Raw genomic sequence first — 15,706 nt, forward strand, 5'->3', positions numbered from 1 at the left:
GTAATACGCCTTCGTATCAACCTCCTGTCGCTGTTGCTAGACAAACCCCAAGCATCTCATTGGACACTCCCAGGAAAGAACCAAACCGCAACGGAAACTAACCGATCGTTACAGTGAAAACCTATTTCGGATGTAACTGTTTTAAATATTCGATTGCATCATCCACAGTTTTAACTGGAACTATTTTCATTTTTGTTCCAATTTCTTTCGCAGTCTTTACTGCTGTAGCATAATTTGATTCCAGTTCAGGATATTTAGCTTTCATTTCTGGAGTAATTTCATCATCTGGTGCAAAAAAGATTTCCATACCATCACGATCAGCAGCAATCACTTTATAGTCTATTCCACCAATTCTTCCAACAGAGCCATCTACCAGCATTTCACCTGTCCCCGCAATAGCATAACCTTTCGTTAAATCTTCTTCGAGAAGTTGGTCTAAAATTTCTAAGGTAAACATTAGCCCAGCAGACGGACCTCCAATATCCTCCGTTTTCATAGACACATTTGGATTTGTTTCAATAGATTTACTTTCAGTATAAGTAATACCTAATCCTGCCCTTTTCTCTTCTGATTTAGGGATTTCCTTTAATGTAATCGTTACCTCTTGTTCTTTTGTATTACGATTAAATTTAATTGTCACCTTATCTCCAAGTTGCTTTGGCTTTAAAAGATCTACAAGCGTTTGTTGATTTTTAATTTTTTGTCCATCAACCTCAATAATTTCATCACCAGCTTTTAATAAATTATCCGAAGCACCGCCATCTAGGACATTTAATACAAAAACACCATTAAAGAGAATTTTTGTTTGGAGGCCAGCCCTCTGAAAAGCTATATACTTTGCATTAAATTGAGAATCAGACATTAATTTAAACTGTCGAACATTATATTCCTCTTCATCTTCTAATGGATTTCGAACTTGTTCAATATTCATTAGTTTTTGATATTTTTGAGTTTTCGCCCATAAATATGAAAAAGGAGTTGCTTGCTGCATAGCCACCGTCATTAAGCTCAATGATCCTTTATCATCGGTGTGACTATTTTCAACGTTAACAAATTTACTGACATCATAAGCACTTCCCGGCTTCATGATATAAGCGTCTAGTCGGAACAACATTAAAAAACAAATCACGACTATTAACACTGCATAAATACTAATTTTTTTCTTCAAAGAAAAACACCTCCTAGGACGCTCGCAAAACCATACGTTCATGTTTTTGCCTTTTTTACATATATTGATTTTAGCATTTGCCTATGTGAATGACAAAAAGTTGAAACGAGATGATAACATGTATGCGATAATTCAAATAGCGATTTGCATAGTTCTTATTCTATTACTCTTGTTATTCCCACAAACTGCTCATAATGGTACTGATTTAGGTTTAAACCTCTTTATGGAGGCCCTTTTTCCGTATTTATTACCTTACCTTATTTTAACGCAATGGCTTCTCCGTTTAACAGCTCCTATGCGAACTAAAACAAAAAGAGCTTCTTTATACGTACAAGCCTACATTATTAGCGCACTCGGAGGGTATCCATCTGGAGCAACAACGATTGTTTACTTAAAAAACAGTGGGCAACTACATCCAAAAGAAGCAAATTTTTTATTAGCCGTATGTCACGCACCTAGTCCTCTTTTCGTGCTAGGCTTTGTAAGCCTTGATTTATTACACAGTAATACGTTCGGATGGATGTTTTTATGTTTACTACATAGTTTTAATATTTGCTGTTTAATAACTGGTTACTTCTTATTTCGTAAAACGGATCCTCCTAGCATCTCCATACACAATACACCTTTGCATACAGCACCATTTTCTGAAAGTATTAAAGAAACAGCACCGACAATACTTTTAGTTGGAACTACAATAATTTTTTTCACTACCATCCAAACGATTGTCCAGCAAGGCTTAGATTCACTAATACCTAAACTTCCCTATACAGCTGAGCTTTCCATAGCAGCCATTCTTGAAGTTACAAATGGACTTAAAATGACCGTCTCAGCATTTCCAGATCTCCCATATTTACCATTACTAGTTGTTATGTTGTTAACAATGCAAAGTATAAGCATTCACTTACAAATTTTCGTAATTGCGAAATCAGCCAAGCTTTCCGTTCGACCATATATAAAATTCCGCCTACTTAGCATAATCATTGTACCCACTATTTATGCTCTTTTTTTCTTAAAATAAATAATCGTTCTTTAGAGTAAAGATAAGGTTTACTATTTAATGATTGGCATGAGGAGTAAAGAATGGACTTAGGAGTAAGCATAGCAGAGGAAATCAATCATTCCCCTACTCCTATAGCTTCCCTCGGATTTAATCACAAATAATAGCGCAGAAAGTATTATGATAATTCCTAAATCCATTTTTTGTCAAACAAATAAAACCAGGACAAAATTTTACGTCAAAAAAGCGCGGGAAATCAACTTTTTTAAAATTGATTTCTCGCGCTTTTTAAGGCTTAGACTAGTTTTTGTCCCAGCCTCATTCTTTTAGTTTATTTAACAATTATGCCTCGTTGCTGTCGCTTGCGTGGCGTTCTTAGACCTCTATTTCGTCTTATGTACCGAAAGTTTAGCGACAGGTACAGATGTTTGGACACGGGCTAAAAAAAGTTAAAAATGATACTTTTCCTTCAAAGCTTCTACAACACAAGCAGGAACAAGCTCGCTAACATCACTACCGTATTTCGCAACCTCTTTAACAATGCTTGAGCTTAAGAATGAATATTGATTTTTTGTCATGATGAAAAACGTTTCAATGGTTTCATCAAGAAAACGGTTCATCGAAGTAATTTGCATTTCGTATTCGAAATCCGAAACAGCACGTAGACCACGGACAATCGCTTTTGCTTTTTTTTCCTTAGCATAGTCTATTAATAGCCCCGATGAACTTTCAATACGTACATTAGGCAATGTTTTAGTGACTTCTGCCATTAATGCCATGCGCTCTTCCACTGAAAATAACGGCTGCTTGGATGAATTATTTAAAACAGCAACATAAACTGTGTCAAATACATCTGCCGCCCGTTTAATAATATCTAAGTGACCAAATGTCACCGGATCAAAACTTCCAGGAACTACAGCAATCTTCTCTGACAACTTATTCTCCCTCTTCCTCTATGCAACGATCAATGTCCAAGGGGTGCTTAGACACCTTCCGAATGAAGATAAACGGATATAATCGTTCCGCCATATATTTCTTGTCTTTTTAATACAAAATCCCCAAATATTTGTGGTAATTCTACTTCTTTTGCATGCTCACATAAAATAATGCCATCATGTTGAATTTTATCATTGTCAACAAGAATCTGTACTAAGTCATAATATTCTTTATGATGATATGGTGGATCTAAAAATACTAATTTAAACGTAATATCACGTTTTAATAACGCTTTCACAGCACGCTTCGCATCGATACGAAAAAGCTCAGAGCAATCCTCGTAACGACATTTTTTTATGTTATCCTGTAGTACTTGGAACGCCTTTGCATCTTTTTCAATAAATACGGCGTGCTCAGCCCCTCTACTTAAAGATTCGATACCTAAGCCACCGCTCCCTGCAAATAAATCGAGCGCTATACCTCCGTCGAAGAATGGGCCAATAATATTAAATATGGATTCCTTTACTTTATCAGTTGTAGGTCTCGTCGTGTTCCCTGCAATTGCCTTTAAAGGCATCCCTTTACGTTCTCCTGCTACAACTCTCATAGGTAAATCACCGTACTTTCTTTTTCCAAAGTCAATTTCGCCTTGGCGTAATTGTTGTTGCTGTCGCTTTTCGCACAGTCAAAACTCAGTTGTTGCCGCAACAACAACATGCTGATTGAAGATAAAAGCATTTTTGCAGCGAAAGACGAACCTCCGCTGCAAAAAGTTTATTCTTGTTCTTGTGTTAATAACTTAATATTGATACGACCATCACTTTTTTGTAATTCTACTAAAAATAATCGTTGTAGCCAAGCTTCTTCAATATAATAATTATTGGCAATTTTAATAATCGGTTCTGAAATAGTCGAATATCTACGTTGATTAAATACATAAAATCCTGGTTCTTTCGGGAATCGGAAGGTACGATTATCACTATTGATATAATACCCATTTTCACCTTCACCAGCAGTATAGCCTAAATAAGGTAACAATTTATCAGCATTATATAATACTTGCCCTTCATAAAGTATTACACGAACGTCTTCTTTCAAAACATCATTCACGTAAACACTTCGTTCATCCTCAAATAATAGTGGATATGTGCCATTTTCTTGAGCAGCATTCAACTTAAAATAAGACGTTTTTGCATCTAATACCTCGGATAAAAGATCGTCCATTGATGCAGGGGAAATCGGCTCTTCCCCAATTTTATTCAAAGCTTCCTGCCATGTCGACTCTTGATTAGCTGTCATATATTCTTTTAACGTCTTCACGATTTTCTTTGTTTTATCTGAGCCAATCGTATCTTTCACTAAATAGGATGCCACCACTTCCGGCAACCATGTCGGTGAATCTTTAAACTTATATTGCGACTTTATTTGTGACAGTATAACTTCCTGTTCAACAGCTTGTTCCGTTAGCTCTGGTAAAAATAAAAGTCGGTCATCATGTTCTTTCACTGGATTCTTTTCTTGAATAATAGCAATATGTTGATCATTCAAAAACTTAAAATTCTCCAATGATTTCAAGAAATCCTTCGAAATAGCTCCCGGGGCATAAATAGACAATACAGGAGTTTGCTCTTGTACTTTTAAATTAGCCGTTTGCCAATAAATATCACGAACTGTACCATATCCACTAAACATTGTATAGTTAACAAGTGATAGTTTTTGCTGACCTACTAAAGGCAAGCCCGTTACCCACTGACCAACAATTTTACTATCCGTTGAAATATGTACAACAGAGTAAGATGATTCACCATTCGTTAATGTGGCGAAAGCATTTTGGATGAGCATTTTATCTTTTAAGCCATCCTTAATTGGAATTATGTATGAAACAGATTGTGATTTAGTCTCCCCTTTTTGAAAATACGAGACTTCTTTTGATAAGCGATCACAACTTTTTTCGTTATCGATAAAGCAACTAGGATTTATCGCATTTTCTGGCCACTCTATCTTCACTTTTTGGTTGGGTAAATTTTTAAAATGTTGACGAATATCCAAACTATTTTCTCGATAGACAATTTCTATCTCTTGTGAATAACGGAATTCGCCATCGCCTGTCTCTAAGTCAGAAGAATAAGCATGGTACTGAAAAAATAACGTTCCGGTAATGATTAGTGCTAGAATAGAAAAAAAACTCATTGCAAATTTCATGTGCTTGACCTCCCGCAGCATGATACTATGTGTATTGGAAAGGATGTGCAATTTTTATGCCACAACAATTTATAGAATTAGGTGAGGGCTATGGTGATGTTTATGAGCTACTTGAAATAGTGAGAACCAACCAAGATCGCTTCCACCAAGCCTTTATACTAACATCCACTAAAGAAGAAAAAAAGGTTGCCTCTTTAGCAGTCGCTTTAAAACCAGTCGGTGAAAGTAAATTCATGCCGATTTATATTTGTCGAGAAGGCATCCCTTATAATGAAGAGCAGCCTTCGCAGCGACAAAAAATGTTTGAAGAAAGTATTAAACGACTAGATCGAAAAGCGGTTGTTGTAGAAATAAAGCACTCTTCTATATTTTCGGAATCAAAACTATTTTATCAATACTTAATTGGAATAATGAGACTTCATCACTATATTCCATCGTTGACATAGTATTATAGACCCGCTTTGTAGTCATATTCTTTCGCTTTATCTGGTTTTGCATTTTCATACTCAGTTTTAACAAATGGACGATAAGACTTTACAACGTCTTTCACAAATGGAAGGCGTTGTAGTTTTGTTGTCATTGGTTCAATTTCCTCTCGCTCGCAATAAATTACTACATATTTTTGCCTCCGAGAAATATAAAGAACATGACCATATTTTCGAAGAGACTTCGCATGTTTTAATTGATGGACGTAAACGATTAGTCCTTGGCGTTCGTTCATAGTATTCCCCTCATTTCTTACATAAAAGAATACCATAGACCGGAAAATGATAGCAACAGAGTTTAGCTGACAGAACGCTCAATTTTCCGTTATAATGGAAAAGCATACAACTTTGACTACACGTTTTAGATTCACTTATGTAAGTTATAGAGTTCTAGTTTACGTTAGATTGCTCACTGAAAAATCAATTATGCCTAGGCATAATTGTAGCTGACGCTTTGCTCTCGCTACACAATACAATTGCTGAAAAAGTGAAAAAGTGAAATTGCCAGTACTATTTATATTAATTTAATCGTTAAGGAGGACGAATATGGGTAAGAAAACAAAGATTGCTCTTGCAATCGCAGCGGCAAGTGCAGCTGCTTGGGCAGGTAGTAAAGCTATTTCTAAACCTCAACAACGAGAGGGGAAACAAGCATTACAATTTGATCACCCAATTATTCTCGCACATCGTGGCGGTGCTCATATAGCACCTGAGCATACAATGCCTGCTTTTGAAAAAGCCGCACAGTTAGGTGTTGACGGCTTTGAAATAGATATTCGCTTAACCAAAGATGAGGAAATTATCGTTTTCCACGATGATACTGTCGATCGTACGACAGATGGCTATGGACTTGTTGCAGATATGACTTTTGCGGAAATAAATGCATTAAACCACGGTTATCAATTCGAAGATTTAAATGGGGGATATCCTTATCGAGATGAAAAAATAGACGTTGTATCATTACGTGAACTATTAGAAACTTATCCAAACATGTTAGTAAATATTGATATTAAAGATGCACCAGATACGTATGAAGGAAGTTTAATGCCATCTAAACTATGGCGTTTAATTGAAGAACTTGGTGCTGAGAATCGAGTAGTTGTCACAAGCTTTTACGGTGAACAGATCGATCGCTTTAATTTATATGCACAAAATCAAGTAGCGCTCGGTGCAGGTGAATCAGATGTTCGTAAAGCATTTGCTTCTTTCTCAAGCCAGTTTGGACACTTATATCATCCAAAGGTAGACGTATTCCAGATACCGCCTAAATCAGGAGTAATCACACTGGAATCTCCGAAGTTTATCCAGTTTCTAAACAATTTAAACATTCCTGTTCATTATTGGACTATCAATGACGTAGCAACAATGAATAAATTAATTCACAACGGTGCAAAAGGTATTATTACAGATCGACCTGATATTGCTGTAGAATTACTACAAAAACAAAAATAATAAAATGGAGATTTGGCTTCATTTTATTATAATTAACACTTAATTGGTGAGGGCCTTCTTTTAACAGCCCTTACCTTTTTTAATTTCTCTACCTATTATAATTAGCGGGTACAAAGACAGCTGCCCTATATGATGAATTTTATGCGCAATAACTTGGTGCAAAATCTCATTTTTAGTATAAGCATTTATACCCAAAGAGCCGCGTCCTATTGTTGAAGATCACAAAATATAAAAAATAACGACTGCATACATACGTTGTAATGAAGTAAACTATATTATTAAAAGCACAAATGATTTTGTTCTTTATTACTCTTCAACAGGAGTTGGATAATTACAGAATATTAGGTAGGGATTACAAAAAAGAAGGAGAGATACGATGTTCGATCAAGTTGCGTATTTGATTTTTCAAGCACTGGTAATTCTAACGGTTTTGGTTGTTGTGGTTGGCATCCCTCTTGGGGATACACTGTTTAGAAAAAAATAAAACTGTATCCAAATGGATGCAGTTTTTTGATTTTACCATCTTGCTTCGTTTCTATAATAGATTTAGGGATTGGTGAAAAATAGTGAACCATATTGAAGTCAAGCACTCGTTACTTTAAGTACATTTCTTCACAAATTTCTCGTGATAATGCTTGGAATTTTTCTTAACCATACTATAACGGTAACTGCTATACTTAAAATTCCACTTATTAAAGTCACCCCAAAAAAAATTCTCCCTCCAATAGTTGAAAAACACATATATAACCTGTTAATCCCCAAAAGCCAATTGCCCATTTAGTATTGCGTTTTATTAAATAGTAGCCAATTACACTCAGAATGTAGAGGACACTAACCATCATAATAGTAGGGAAAAAAGGCTGGAATTTAGCTGAATAAACAAACTAATCGAGTTGGCTAATATCATGCCCATTTGTAATACCAATGTTAAATAACTCTGTAAACGGTGTTGAATACTTCCATTCCAAAGAATTTTTTATAATGGCACTTCCCTCATACCAAGCTATACATGTTGATACAGCAAAATTAAAATTCCAATTATAAGTTGCAATATATACTTAAACTATTTATCCCTCCCGATAAAGTTCATTATTCACGATACCAGAAACGTCCTCTTTTGTTAAAAATCCACTTTAAATCCATTAATCATAATGGATTTAATTTGTTCGGGCTTTAATGGTTCCTCTGACATTAACTTTAGTTTCACTTGATTTTCATCCGTAAAGGAAACTAAACTTGTCAATTCCTTATGACTTCCGTCATTATTAACAATTGTAGCCGTTAATTCTTCCGTTTCTGTCGCATCGCCTTCCCCTATGAACGTTAAACCCAGTGGAGAAATCTTTAGCTCTTTCGCTTTCCAGTCACCAAAATTCATAGCAAATGGCACTGACTGCCCTCTCATCTCTTTTAGTTTGAAGGTTGCTTCCCAATCACCCTCCACATATTGACCAGCTGTATAAATCTTGGCCTGCAACTCATACTCAGCTAGATCGATATCCTTCACATCAAATATATTTTCCTCATAATTATAAGCATAAATGGGTGTTCCTTGTTCATCTCTCCCATAGGAATATCTCTCTGTAGGATGAATCTTCTGCCCGGCTTGATTTACCAAATAAAATTGTCCGTGATCAATCGCATTATTGGCTGGCCACTCTATTTGCACATAGAGTTTGTCATTTTGAAGTCCTATATTTGTCATTCGCATTCCGTCATATAGTTGAGTTTGAATATTCAATTTACCTGCAGGCAGTACATATACATCCTCTCCAGGAGACGCTCCGCCTCGAATTGTCCCATCTGGCAAAAGCTCTGTTTGTTGTTCTTTTACATCTTGTAAATCTAGTGGGAATGTTACATCCTCTAACACTGATTTATCATTTAAAAAAGAACGGATTTTCAACTTAAAATCATCTGTACTACTCCCATTAAATGACATGAATCGAACTAAGGCTGTTTTCGTTGTAGCATCATAACCAATTCTTTCCACAGTAAAAGACCTTCCTTTTGACATGGAATAATCATAAATATCCAATGTTTCATCAATACGGTTTCCTTCAACATCCTGCAATGTCACATACACTACTGCCATATCTTCATCCCGCATTGCTGAAACGATTTCCATTTTTATCCCATCATATTCAACAGTACTTTCTATTGGTTCAAGTAATGCAGCTATTTCAGGGCTAATTTGCCATAGCAAATTTTTTACATTGTCATTCATTGCAGCACCAACTGTAATAGAGCTAGCTAGAAATACGGTAGCCACTAATGGAATGAGCCATGTTCTCTTCCTTTTTTTCTTTACTTGGCTAACACCCATTTTCGCTCTTTTGTGTAAATCCTGCGGTAATGGAATCGACTCTACTGACTCTTTTAACTTATCCATAAAAATCTGCCTCCTCTACTTGAACACGTAACTTTTTCAATGCACGATAAAGGATTGACTTTACTGTTCCTAATGGGATTTGGAGCGTGTCAGCAATTTCTTGAAAAGTATAGCCCTCATAATATTTCAGTAATACAATCCCTTTTTCATCGCTTGTTAATTCCTCTAGTATCTGTTGTAGCAAGACTTTAACGGTATGGTCACCCTGTTCAAACTGTATATTGTCTATGTATTCATTTTGCATAGGCACAATCTTTTCTAGCTTTTTTAAACGATTCAGTGAATTACTAATGGTAATCTTAATAAGCCATGTTTTAATATACGCAGGTTCTTTTAAGCTTTCAATTTTATCGAACGCTTTATAAGCGGTTTCTTGTACAATATCTAGAGCCTCCTCTTCATTCTTTAAATAAATAAATGCCATTCGATATATATCTGCTTCATACATTTGAAAAAGTTTTAAAAAGGCTTTTTCATTTCCTTTTTGAGCTTTTTTAATTAAACGAATAATGTAACTCACTCCCTTCTATACATTAGACAATTTAGTTCATGATTTAGCTTAACTAATTTACATTTTCCCATAAAAAAATAGGAAGAATATTCTCCCTACGATTTCATTTATATTATTCCAATTAATTTTTAATAAGATCTTATTACGAAGGACTGCCCGAATGTCTAATACGGTAAAAAGAATATAAGTAGTCCATTTTGATTTGCAAAAACTATTCCAACTTATAAAGAAAACTGCCCCGTTAGCCATCCATGAAGCGCAAAATTCAGCTCTTCACCACAGAAAACGAAAGATAATGAAGTTTAATCTGCTCTCGTTAGTTGAATAGCAACAATCTTTAAGAAAACAGCCAAAATCTAATAAAAGCGGGGCTGAAGAAAACCCCACTGTTTAAAGTTTTGCTTTATTGTAGATGATGTAATACAGCATCCGTTACATCACGTAATGTCGCTGTTCCGCCCAAATCGCCTGTTTTAATACCTTTTGCTAGTGTCGCTTCCATCGCATTCAGCACTTTTGTACCAATTTCATGATAGCCTAAGAAATCAAGCATCATTTTACCTGTCCAAATTTGTCCAAGCGGATTTGCTATACCTTGTCCTGCAATGTCAGGAGCAGAGCCATGAACTGGTTCAAACATGGATGGATATTGTCTTTCTATATTTAAATTTGCAGCTGGAGCAATTCCGATACTTCCCATAATCGCACCACCTAAGTCTGTTAAAATATCCCCAAATAAATTGGATGCAACAATGACATCAAAGTTTTCTGGCTTCATTACTAAAAAGGCAGCTAAAGCATCAATATGATTAGATACTTGTCCTATATTCTCGTAATCTTTACCTACTTGCGCAAATATTTCATCCCAAAAAGGCATACTGTATGTAATTCCGTTAGATTTTGTGGCACTTGTAACATGCTGGCGTCGAGTTTTCGCCATTTCAAATGCATATCGCATTGCACGCTCTGTTCCCTTCCTTGTAAAAATAGCATTTTGGATAGCGACCTCATCCTGTCCACTATGTATTCTGCCACCACTCTCAGCATACTCTCCCTCTGAGTTTTCACGTACAACAACAAAATCAAAGCCATTTGGGTTACGTAAAGGTGAAGGTAAACCTTGAAGTAATTTTGCTGGACGCACATTAATAGATTGCTTCATCTCACGGCGGATTTTAATAAGTAGGCCCCATAATGAAATATGGTCTGGTACTAAATCTGGCATGCCTACAGCACCTAAAAAGATTTGATCGTAATCTTTCAAAATTTCAATACCATTATCAGGCATCATTTTACCTGTCTCTAAATAATAATCACAACCCCATGGGAATGTGGTCCATTCAATTTGAAAGCTGCCATCTAATTGAGCGGCTTTATCAAGAACTTCTATCGCCGCTGGTACTACCTCTTTACCAATCCCATCTCCTGGTATAACGGCAATTCGATAAGTCTTCATCTGTTAATCCTCCTTTAATTTCTATAACACCTATGCAATGACTATACAATTTTTCTGCAGTAATTACACCCTGATGTTTACGGCTGTCGCAGTATAAAAAAAGACTGTATAGAAACTCACCCGAGTTTGCATACAGTCTAAGAAAAAGTATTACCTTGTTTATGCAGAGCAAGAGCAAGAACCGCCTGAGCCACATCCTCCACCACATGAAGAACCTGATGCAAAGAACGGATTACTTACAGGAACTTTTACCGCTTCTGAAACATTTTTCCCTATAAGTAAGCTTATTTGATCAAGTAAATCTTGAAAATCGTTCTCAGCAATTCTTAAAGCTGAAACCTTTCCATTTAAATCGAGTGCGCGCTTTTGCTGACGAATCGATTTCATAATTGTATGATAGTCCGGATGATATTTTCCGAAACGTTGTACATCTTCATACTGCTCTTTCATGCGATTAAATGCATAAATAGCTTCGACTATTTGGACATCGCTATACACAGCATCATATGCTTGCTGTAGCATTTTCGCAGGTTCAGAGGAAAGAATCATCTCACAAAGCGCATCGGCCTCATCCAAAATGATTGCCCAGTCAGAGGTCATCATCATTTTTAATTCCCCCAATCTCTTTTCCATCATAACAGATTTTATGGTAATTTTACATTATTGATATTTTTAAATGAAGGAGTTTTTAAATTGGTACCATCGTCTAAAAAAGAAATAGAGCAATTACTTGCAGAGATTTTACAACATAGTACAGCTGAAGATGAGGAAGTATTACTACATTTATTGTCTGGCCTTCACGATAAGCAACAAGGTATTCATCGACGCTATATTAATGCTGCCTTACACATGGTTGGCGAATTTGAGCCTGAAATTAGCGAAGTTCGCATGCCCATTACACCTGTTATCCATAATACCATTAAGGTACCACACGGCGGGATTATTGCAACAATTGCAGATGCAGCAATGGGAGGACTTGCTTCACGTTCAGTGCCAGAAGGCTTTAATGTTGTCACAACAAATATGAATATCACTTATATTGCTACAACAACCAACAAAGAACTTATTGCTCGTGGACGTTTCGTACATAAAGGGCGTCAGACACTTGTGATGGAATGTGATATCGAGGATGAGACAGGACGAAAACTTGCTATTGCGACAGGTTCTTTCTTTGTCATTCAACGCCGTCCTTAGACATAAGATTTAAAAAGTAATCTCGAATACATTGTTGATCGGAAAAAGGGAATTTTTGATTTTTTATTTGTTGGGTTTGTTCATGCCCTTTTCCGGCAACAAGTACAATATCGCCTTTTTCTGCCTTTGCTAATGCTTGATGAATAGCAACTTTCCGATCTAGATAGACTTCATAATATTGCTGCTCAGTAAAACCAGCAATAATACTTTCATTAATTAAAATTGGGTCTTCATCACGCGGATTATCAGTTGTTAAAAAAATGACATCCGCATACTTACTAGCTACTGCTCCCATCGCAAAACGTTTCGCCTTATCTCGATTCCCCCCGCAGCTAAATACAAGGTAAAGGGTTTTCGAGCGATCAAAAGTTTGCAGAACAGCCTGTAATGCCTCTGCAGTATGTGCATAATCTACATACACATCAATCCCAAATGGATTGTCTATTTTCTCAAGTCTTCCTTCTGGTAGCCTTAACAACCACATATGCTCTGCTATCTCTTCAATTGAGAAACCTAGGCGCCATAAAGTCATCAACGCGGCTACAGCATTTTGCACATGATATTTACCAACAAAAGGGATTTCTACAATATGCTCAGTCGATGATGTTTGTAAACAAAGTACCGTTTTTCCAAATGATTCACTGACAATTTGGATATGTAAATCATTATGATTATCAAAGCCAAATGAGCAAGATTTTTTCTTATCATAAATACCGACGGAACGGCAAAAATTATCATCTCCATTTAGCACTAGCTTTTTCGATAAATCTGCCAGCCTTTTTTTCGCACGCTTATATGCCTCGAGTCCTCCATGATCTTCTAAATGATCCTCCGATAAATTTAAAAAAACACCACAATCGATATCACAATGATCAAGTCTATTTTGCTGTAATCCCATTGATGAAGCTTCTAAAACAACATGTGTAACACCATTTCGTACACATTGCTTTAAAATTGGATGCAACTCTTTCGCCTGTAATGTAGTTAATTGCTCATACACGGTTTGTTGTTTCTGTTCATTGATGAAAAATCCTACAGTTCCAATAACTGCAACGTTTTTATGTAGGGCTCTTAATAATTGGCTCACGAAATGACTCACTGTTGTTTTACCATTTGTACCTGTAATCGCAATGACTGTTAATGCTTCTGCGGGAAAGGCTGAAAGCTTTGCACTCGCATACGATAAAAATAAGGCTGTATTTGGAACCCAAACAAAAGGAATATTTTGATCGGTAATAGGCATTGAAATACTTTCTTCTGATACTATCGCGGCAGCACCCCGGGCTAATGCTTCTTTTACAAAACGACTTCCCGATGTCTTCTTACCTTTACGTACAATAAAAATATCCCCAGGTTTTACTGCCTGAGCATAATCCTCGACTCCTGTAATAATTGTGCGAATAGATCCCCCAGTTATGCTACACGGCCAGTCTTTTAATAGCTCCGCTAATTGCAAGCTTCATTCCCCCTTTCGGTTCTCTATCATATGACGGCGTATGTAACGATGTGACGAAAAATGTAGGCGGCGATCATTGTGCTTATCTCACCTATAGAAGTGGGAGACTTCTATAGGTGAGGTTTTGCTTTCGCTTCTCAATACATTTGAAAAAGACTGAAGATAAACTTGATTTCGCCAAGTTTATCTTCAGTCTCAAATTTCTATTTATGGTGATGATTCATCAATATTTTCTACTGGTTCCTCGGAGTCTTTCTCACTATCCAGCCCCTGTGAAGATGATTCTAATAATATTTGCGTATAATAGTTTAAAAATACTCCAGATCCCACTGTCGTATATTTATCATTTAAAATGACATTTCGATGCTCAGGTGAATTAAGCCAGCCATGCATTGCTTCAATCGCATCAAAATAATCAGTCGCAAGATTTTCATTTGCTTCACTATATTCGATTCCCCGTGTTTCTAATCTCTTTTTTAAATCTCCATTTGTTGGTGATTCATGAGCAAGGAAATTGTGCACCTTCATATCTTCACTATGCATTTTTGCAACTTCTTCTAATGAATCATCCATATTTAATGGTGTTAAATCATGTTGAACTCTCGTTACATTTATTAAATCGTTAAGCTGCGCAGCATTTGCTTCATTAATTTCCTGCTGTAAAAAGGAAGATGGTGGTGTTGGTATTACTAGCTCACCTTGATAAGTCATTTCATACGGTTGATGAAGAACAAGGGTTTTACTATTAGTAAAACGTATTCCTTGTAGCTTACCCGTTTCTCTATCTATATAAAGTTGTGCAAAAAGCCCTTCAAATTTTACAAGCAGTCGTGTCTGCATATCTTCTTCACTCATCGAGAAAACGAAAATATTTTCACCGACATTCGCAGTTACTTCATAATCAATAATTGTCATTCGGTATATCTCATCGCGCTTCTGACCAACCTTAAAAGGAGAAGCATCCAAATCATCACCAGCGATGTAAACTTGTGTCACAATGTGATTGTCAACGCCTACCATGAAAAATGTAGAAGCACTGGAGTTATAGATCCACCAATCATATCCAAAGGAGGATGGTTCCTTTCGTACTGGTTCACCATATTTCTCCAAAACTACCTTAGCTTCTTGACCGATTAATGTCGACATCCCGCTTTTTGGACGTGTCGTTGCTCCCATTTCAGGCTGCTTTAATTCGGTTTTGGGAATAACATTTGAATTGGCATTCGGGCCTTTTAGTGGCTCGTTTTCACGCGGTGTATTAAAAAACATAAAGCCAATTAATGTAATTGCAGCACATGCCATAAAAATGCGAAATAAAGCTTTCATACATGACTCCTTCTTATCACATTAGTCTATTTATTATATCAATTATAATTGGGTTGACACAATGTTGTCATTGCAACAATGTCGAATATGCTCTATTATAAAAATGAGCGTATACTTTGTACGAGAACCTA

At 36.3% G+C, this 15,706-nt stretch carries 15 protein-coding genes and 2 pseudogenes; 4 read left to right on the plus strand and 13 right to left on the minus strand.

Annotated features, from left to right (window positions below):
• Positions 1–121 precede the first annotated feature (121 nt).
• Positions 122–1,168: a SepM family pheromone-processing serine protease gene (locus C7Y47_RS03960; RefSeq protein WP_142507564.1), complete on the minus strand. Its 1,047-nt coding sequence runs from the start codon at positions 1,166–1,168 to the stop codon at positions 122–124.
• A 118-nt stretch (positions 1,169–1,286) separates the two neighbouring features.
• On the opposite strand from C7Y47_RS03960, the gene C7Y47_RS03965 reads away from it, so the two are divergent.
• On the plus strand, positions 1,287–2,186 hold the full coding sequence (locus C7Y47_RS03965) for a hypothetical protein (protein WP_255504992.1): 900 nt from the start codon (positions 1,287–1,289) through the stop codon (positions 2,184–2,186).
• 428 nt (positions 2,187–2,614) lie between these two features.
• On the opposite strand, the gene coaD is transcribed toward C7Y47_RS03965, so the two are convergent.
• From coaD to C7Y47_RS03980, 3 genes are all read right to left on the minus strand, one after another.
• Positions 2,615–3,100, minus strand: a complete 486-nt coding sequence (gene coaD, locus C7Y47_RS03970; RefSeq protein ID WP_142507566.1) for a pantetheine-phosphate adenylyltransferase — start codon at positions 3,098–3,100, stop codon at positions 2,615–2,617.
• 47 nt (positions 3,101–3,147) lie between these two features.
• Positions 3,148–3,708, minus strand: a complete 561-nt coding sequence (gene rsmD / locus C7Y47_RS03975; RefSeq protein ID WP_142507567.1) for a 16S rRNA (guanine(966)-N(2))-methyltransferase RsmD — start codon at positions 3,706–3,708, stop codon at positions 3,148–3,150.
• A 167-nt stretch (positions 3,709–3,875) separates the two neighbouring features.
• Entirely contained in the window at positions 3,876–5,303 is a 1,428-nt protein-coding gene (locus tag C7Y47_RS03980; protein ID WP_142507568.1) for an RNA polymerase II, read from the minus strand.
• 56 nt (positions 5,304–5,359) lie between these two features.
• Between C7Y47_RS03980 and C7Y47_RS03985 the strand changes: the two genes are divergently transcribed.
• Positions 5,360–5,749, plus strand: a complete 390-nt coding sequence (locus C7Y47_RS03985) for a DUF7147 family protein (protein ID WP_142507569.1) — start codon at positions 5,360–5,362, stop codon at positions 5,747–5,749.
• A gap of 2 nt (positions 5,750–5,751) precedes the next feature.
• Here C7Y47_RS03985 and C7Y47_RS03990 read toward each other — a convergent pair whose 3' ends face one another.
• On the minus strand, positions 5,752–6,024 hold the full coding sequence (locus C7Y47_RS03990; protein WP_142507570.1) for a YlbG family protein: 273 nt from the start codon (positions 6,022–6,024) through the stop codon (positions 5,752–5,754).
• A 310-nt stretch (positions 6,025–6,334) separates the two neighbouring features.
• Here C7Y47_RS03990 and C7Y47_RS03995 point away from each other — a divergent pair, with 310 nt between their 5' ends.
• Positions 6,335–7,240 (plus strand): glycerophosphodiester phosphodiesterase, encoded by a 906-nt coding sequence (locus tag C7Y47_RS03995; protein ID WP_142507571.1) that lies wholly within the window; start codon positions 6,335–6,337, stop codon positions 7,238–7,240.
• Between the two features lie 60 nt (positions 7,241–7,300).
• On the opposite strand, the pseudogene C7Y47_RS26235 reads toward C7Y47_RS03995, so the two are convergent.
• The 6 genes and pseudogenes from C7Y47_RS26235 to C7Y47_RS04020 all read right to left on the minus strand — a co-directional run.
• Positions 7,301–7,420: pseudogene (locus C7Y47_RS26235) on the minus strand (hypothetical protein); the annotation flags it as partial.
• A 518-nt stretch (positions 7,421–7,938) separates the two neighbouring features.
• Positions 7,939–8,208 (minus strand): annotated as a pseudogene (locus C7Y47_RS25405) (DUF4306 domain-containing protein).
• Between the two features lie 152 nt (positions 8,209–8,360).
• Complete coding sequence (locus tag C7Y47_RS04005; RefSeq protein ID WP_142507572.1) at positions 8,361–9,632, minus strand: hypothetical protein; 1,272 nt, start codon at positions 9,630–9,632, stop codon at positions 8,361–8,363.
• On the minus strand, positions 9,625–10,152 hold the full coding sequence (locus C7Y47_RS04010) for an RNA polymerase sigma factor (RefSeq protein ID WP_142507573.1): 528 nt from the start codon (positions 10,150–10,152) through the stop codon (positions 9,625–9,627). Before C7Y47_RS04010 ends, C7Y47_RS04005 begins: the two co-directional genes overlap by 8 nt.
• Before the next feature lie 394 nt (positions 10,153–10,546).
• Entirely contained in the window at positions 10,547–11,599 is a 1,053-nt protein-coding gene (locus C7Y47_RS04015) for a tartrate dehydrogenase (protein WP_142507574.1), read from the minus strand.
• A 159-nt stretch (positions 11,600–11,758) separates the two neighbouring features.
• Complete coding sequence (locus tag C7Y47_RS04020; RefSeq protein ID WP_142507575.1) at positions 11,759–12,205, minus strand: YlbF family regulator; 447 nt, start codon at positions 12,203–12,205, stop codon at positions 11,759–11,761.
• Between the two features lie 87 nt (positions 12,206–12,292).
• On the opposite strand from C7Y47_RS04020, the gene C7Y47_RS04025 reads away from it, so the two are divergent.
• On the plus strand, positions 12,293–12,793 hold the full coding sequence (locus C7Y47_RS04025; RefSeq protein ID WP_142507576.1) for a PaaI family thioesterase: 501 nt from the start codon (positions 12,293–12,295) through the stop codon (positions 12,791–12,793).
• On the opposite strand, the gene C7Y47_RS04030 is transcribed toward C7Y47_RS04025, so the two are convergent.
• Positions 12,774–14,249 (minus strand): UDP-N-acetylmuramoyl-L-alanyl-D-glutamate--2,6-diaminopimelate ligase, encoded by a 1,476-nt coding sequence (locus C7Y47_RS04030; protein ID WP_142507577.1) that lies wholly within the window; start codon positions 14,247–14,249, stop codon positions 12,774–12,776. The two genes, C7Y47_RS04025 and C7Y47_RS04030, sit on opposite strands and share 20 nt — an antisense overlap.
• Positions 14,250–14,456: 207 nt before the next feature.
• Entirely contained in the window at positions 14,457–15,575 is a 1,119-nt protein-coding gene (locus C7Y47_RS04035; RefSeq protein WP_142507578.1) for a CAP domain-containing protein, read from the minus strand.
• Positions 15,576–15,706 lie beyond the last annotated feature (131 nt).

The sequence above is a fragment of the Lysinibacillus sphaericus genome (assembly GCF_006864135.1).
Lineage (GTDB): Bacteria > Bacillota > Bacilli > Bacillales_A > Planococcaceae > Lysinibacillus.

Bases quoted from the DNA above. Each gene is read 5' to 3' on its own strand.
- C7Y47_RS03965 (WP_255504992.1), top strand. From the start codon at position 1,287: ATGTATGCGATAATTCAAATAGCGATTTGCATAGTTCTTATTCTATTA.
- rsmD (WP_142507567.1), bottom strand. From the start codon at position 3,708: ATGAGAGTTGTAGCAGGAGAACGTAAAGGGATGCCTTTAAAGGCAATT.
- C7Y47_RS03980 (WP_142507568.1), bottom strand. From the start codon at position 5,303: ATGAAATTTGCAATGAGTTTTTTTTCTATTCTAGCACTAATCATTACC.
- C7Y47_RS03985 (WP_142507569.1), top strand. From the start codon at position 5,360: ATGCCACAACAATTTATAGAATTAGGTGAGGGCTATGGTGATGTTTAT.
- C7Y47_RS03990 (WP_142507570.1), bottom strand. From the start codon at position 6,024: ATGAACGAACGCCAAGGACTAATCGTTTACGTCCATCAATTAAAACAT.
- C7Y47_RS03995 (WP_142507571.1), top strand. From the start codon at position 6,335: ATGGGTAAGAAAACAAAGATTGCTCTTGCAATCGCAGCGGCAAGTGCA.
- C7Y47_RS04005 (WP_142507572.1), bottom strand. From the start codon at position 9,632: ATGGATAAGTTAAAAGAGTCAGTAGAGTCGATTCCATTACCGCAGGAT.
- C7Y47_RS04015 (WP_142507574.1), bottom strand. From the start codon at position 11,599: ATGAAGACTTATCGAATTGCCGTTATACCAGGAGATGGGATTGGTAAA.
- C7Y47_RS04020 (WP_142507575.1), bottom strand. From the start codon at position 12,205: ATGATGATGACCTCTGACTGGGCAATCATTTTGGATGAGGCCGATGCG.
- C7Y47_RS04035 (WP_142507578.1), bottom strand. From the start codon at position 15,575: ATGAAAGCTTTATTTCGCATTTTTATGGCATGTGCTGCAATTACATTA.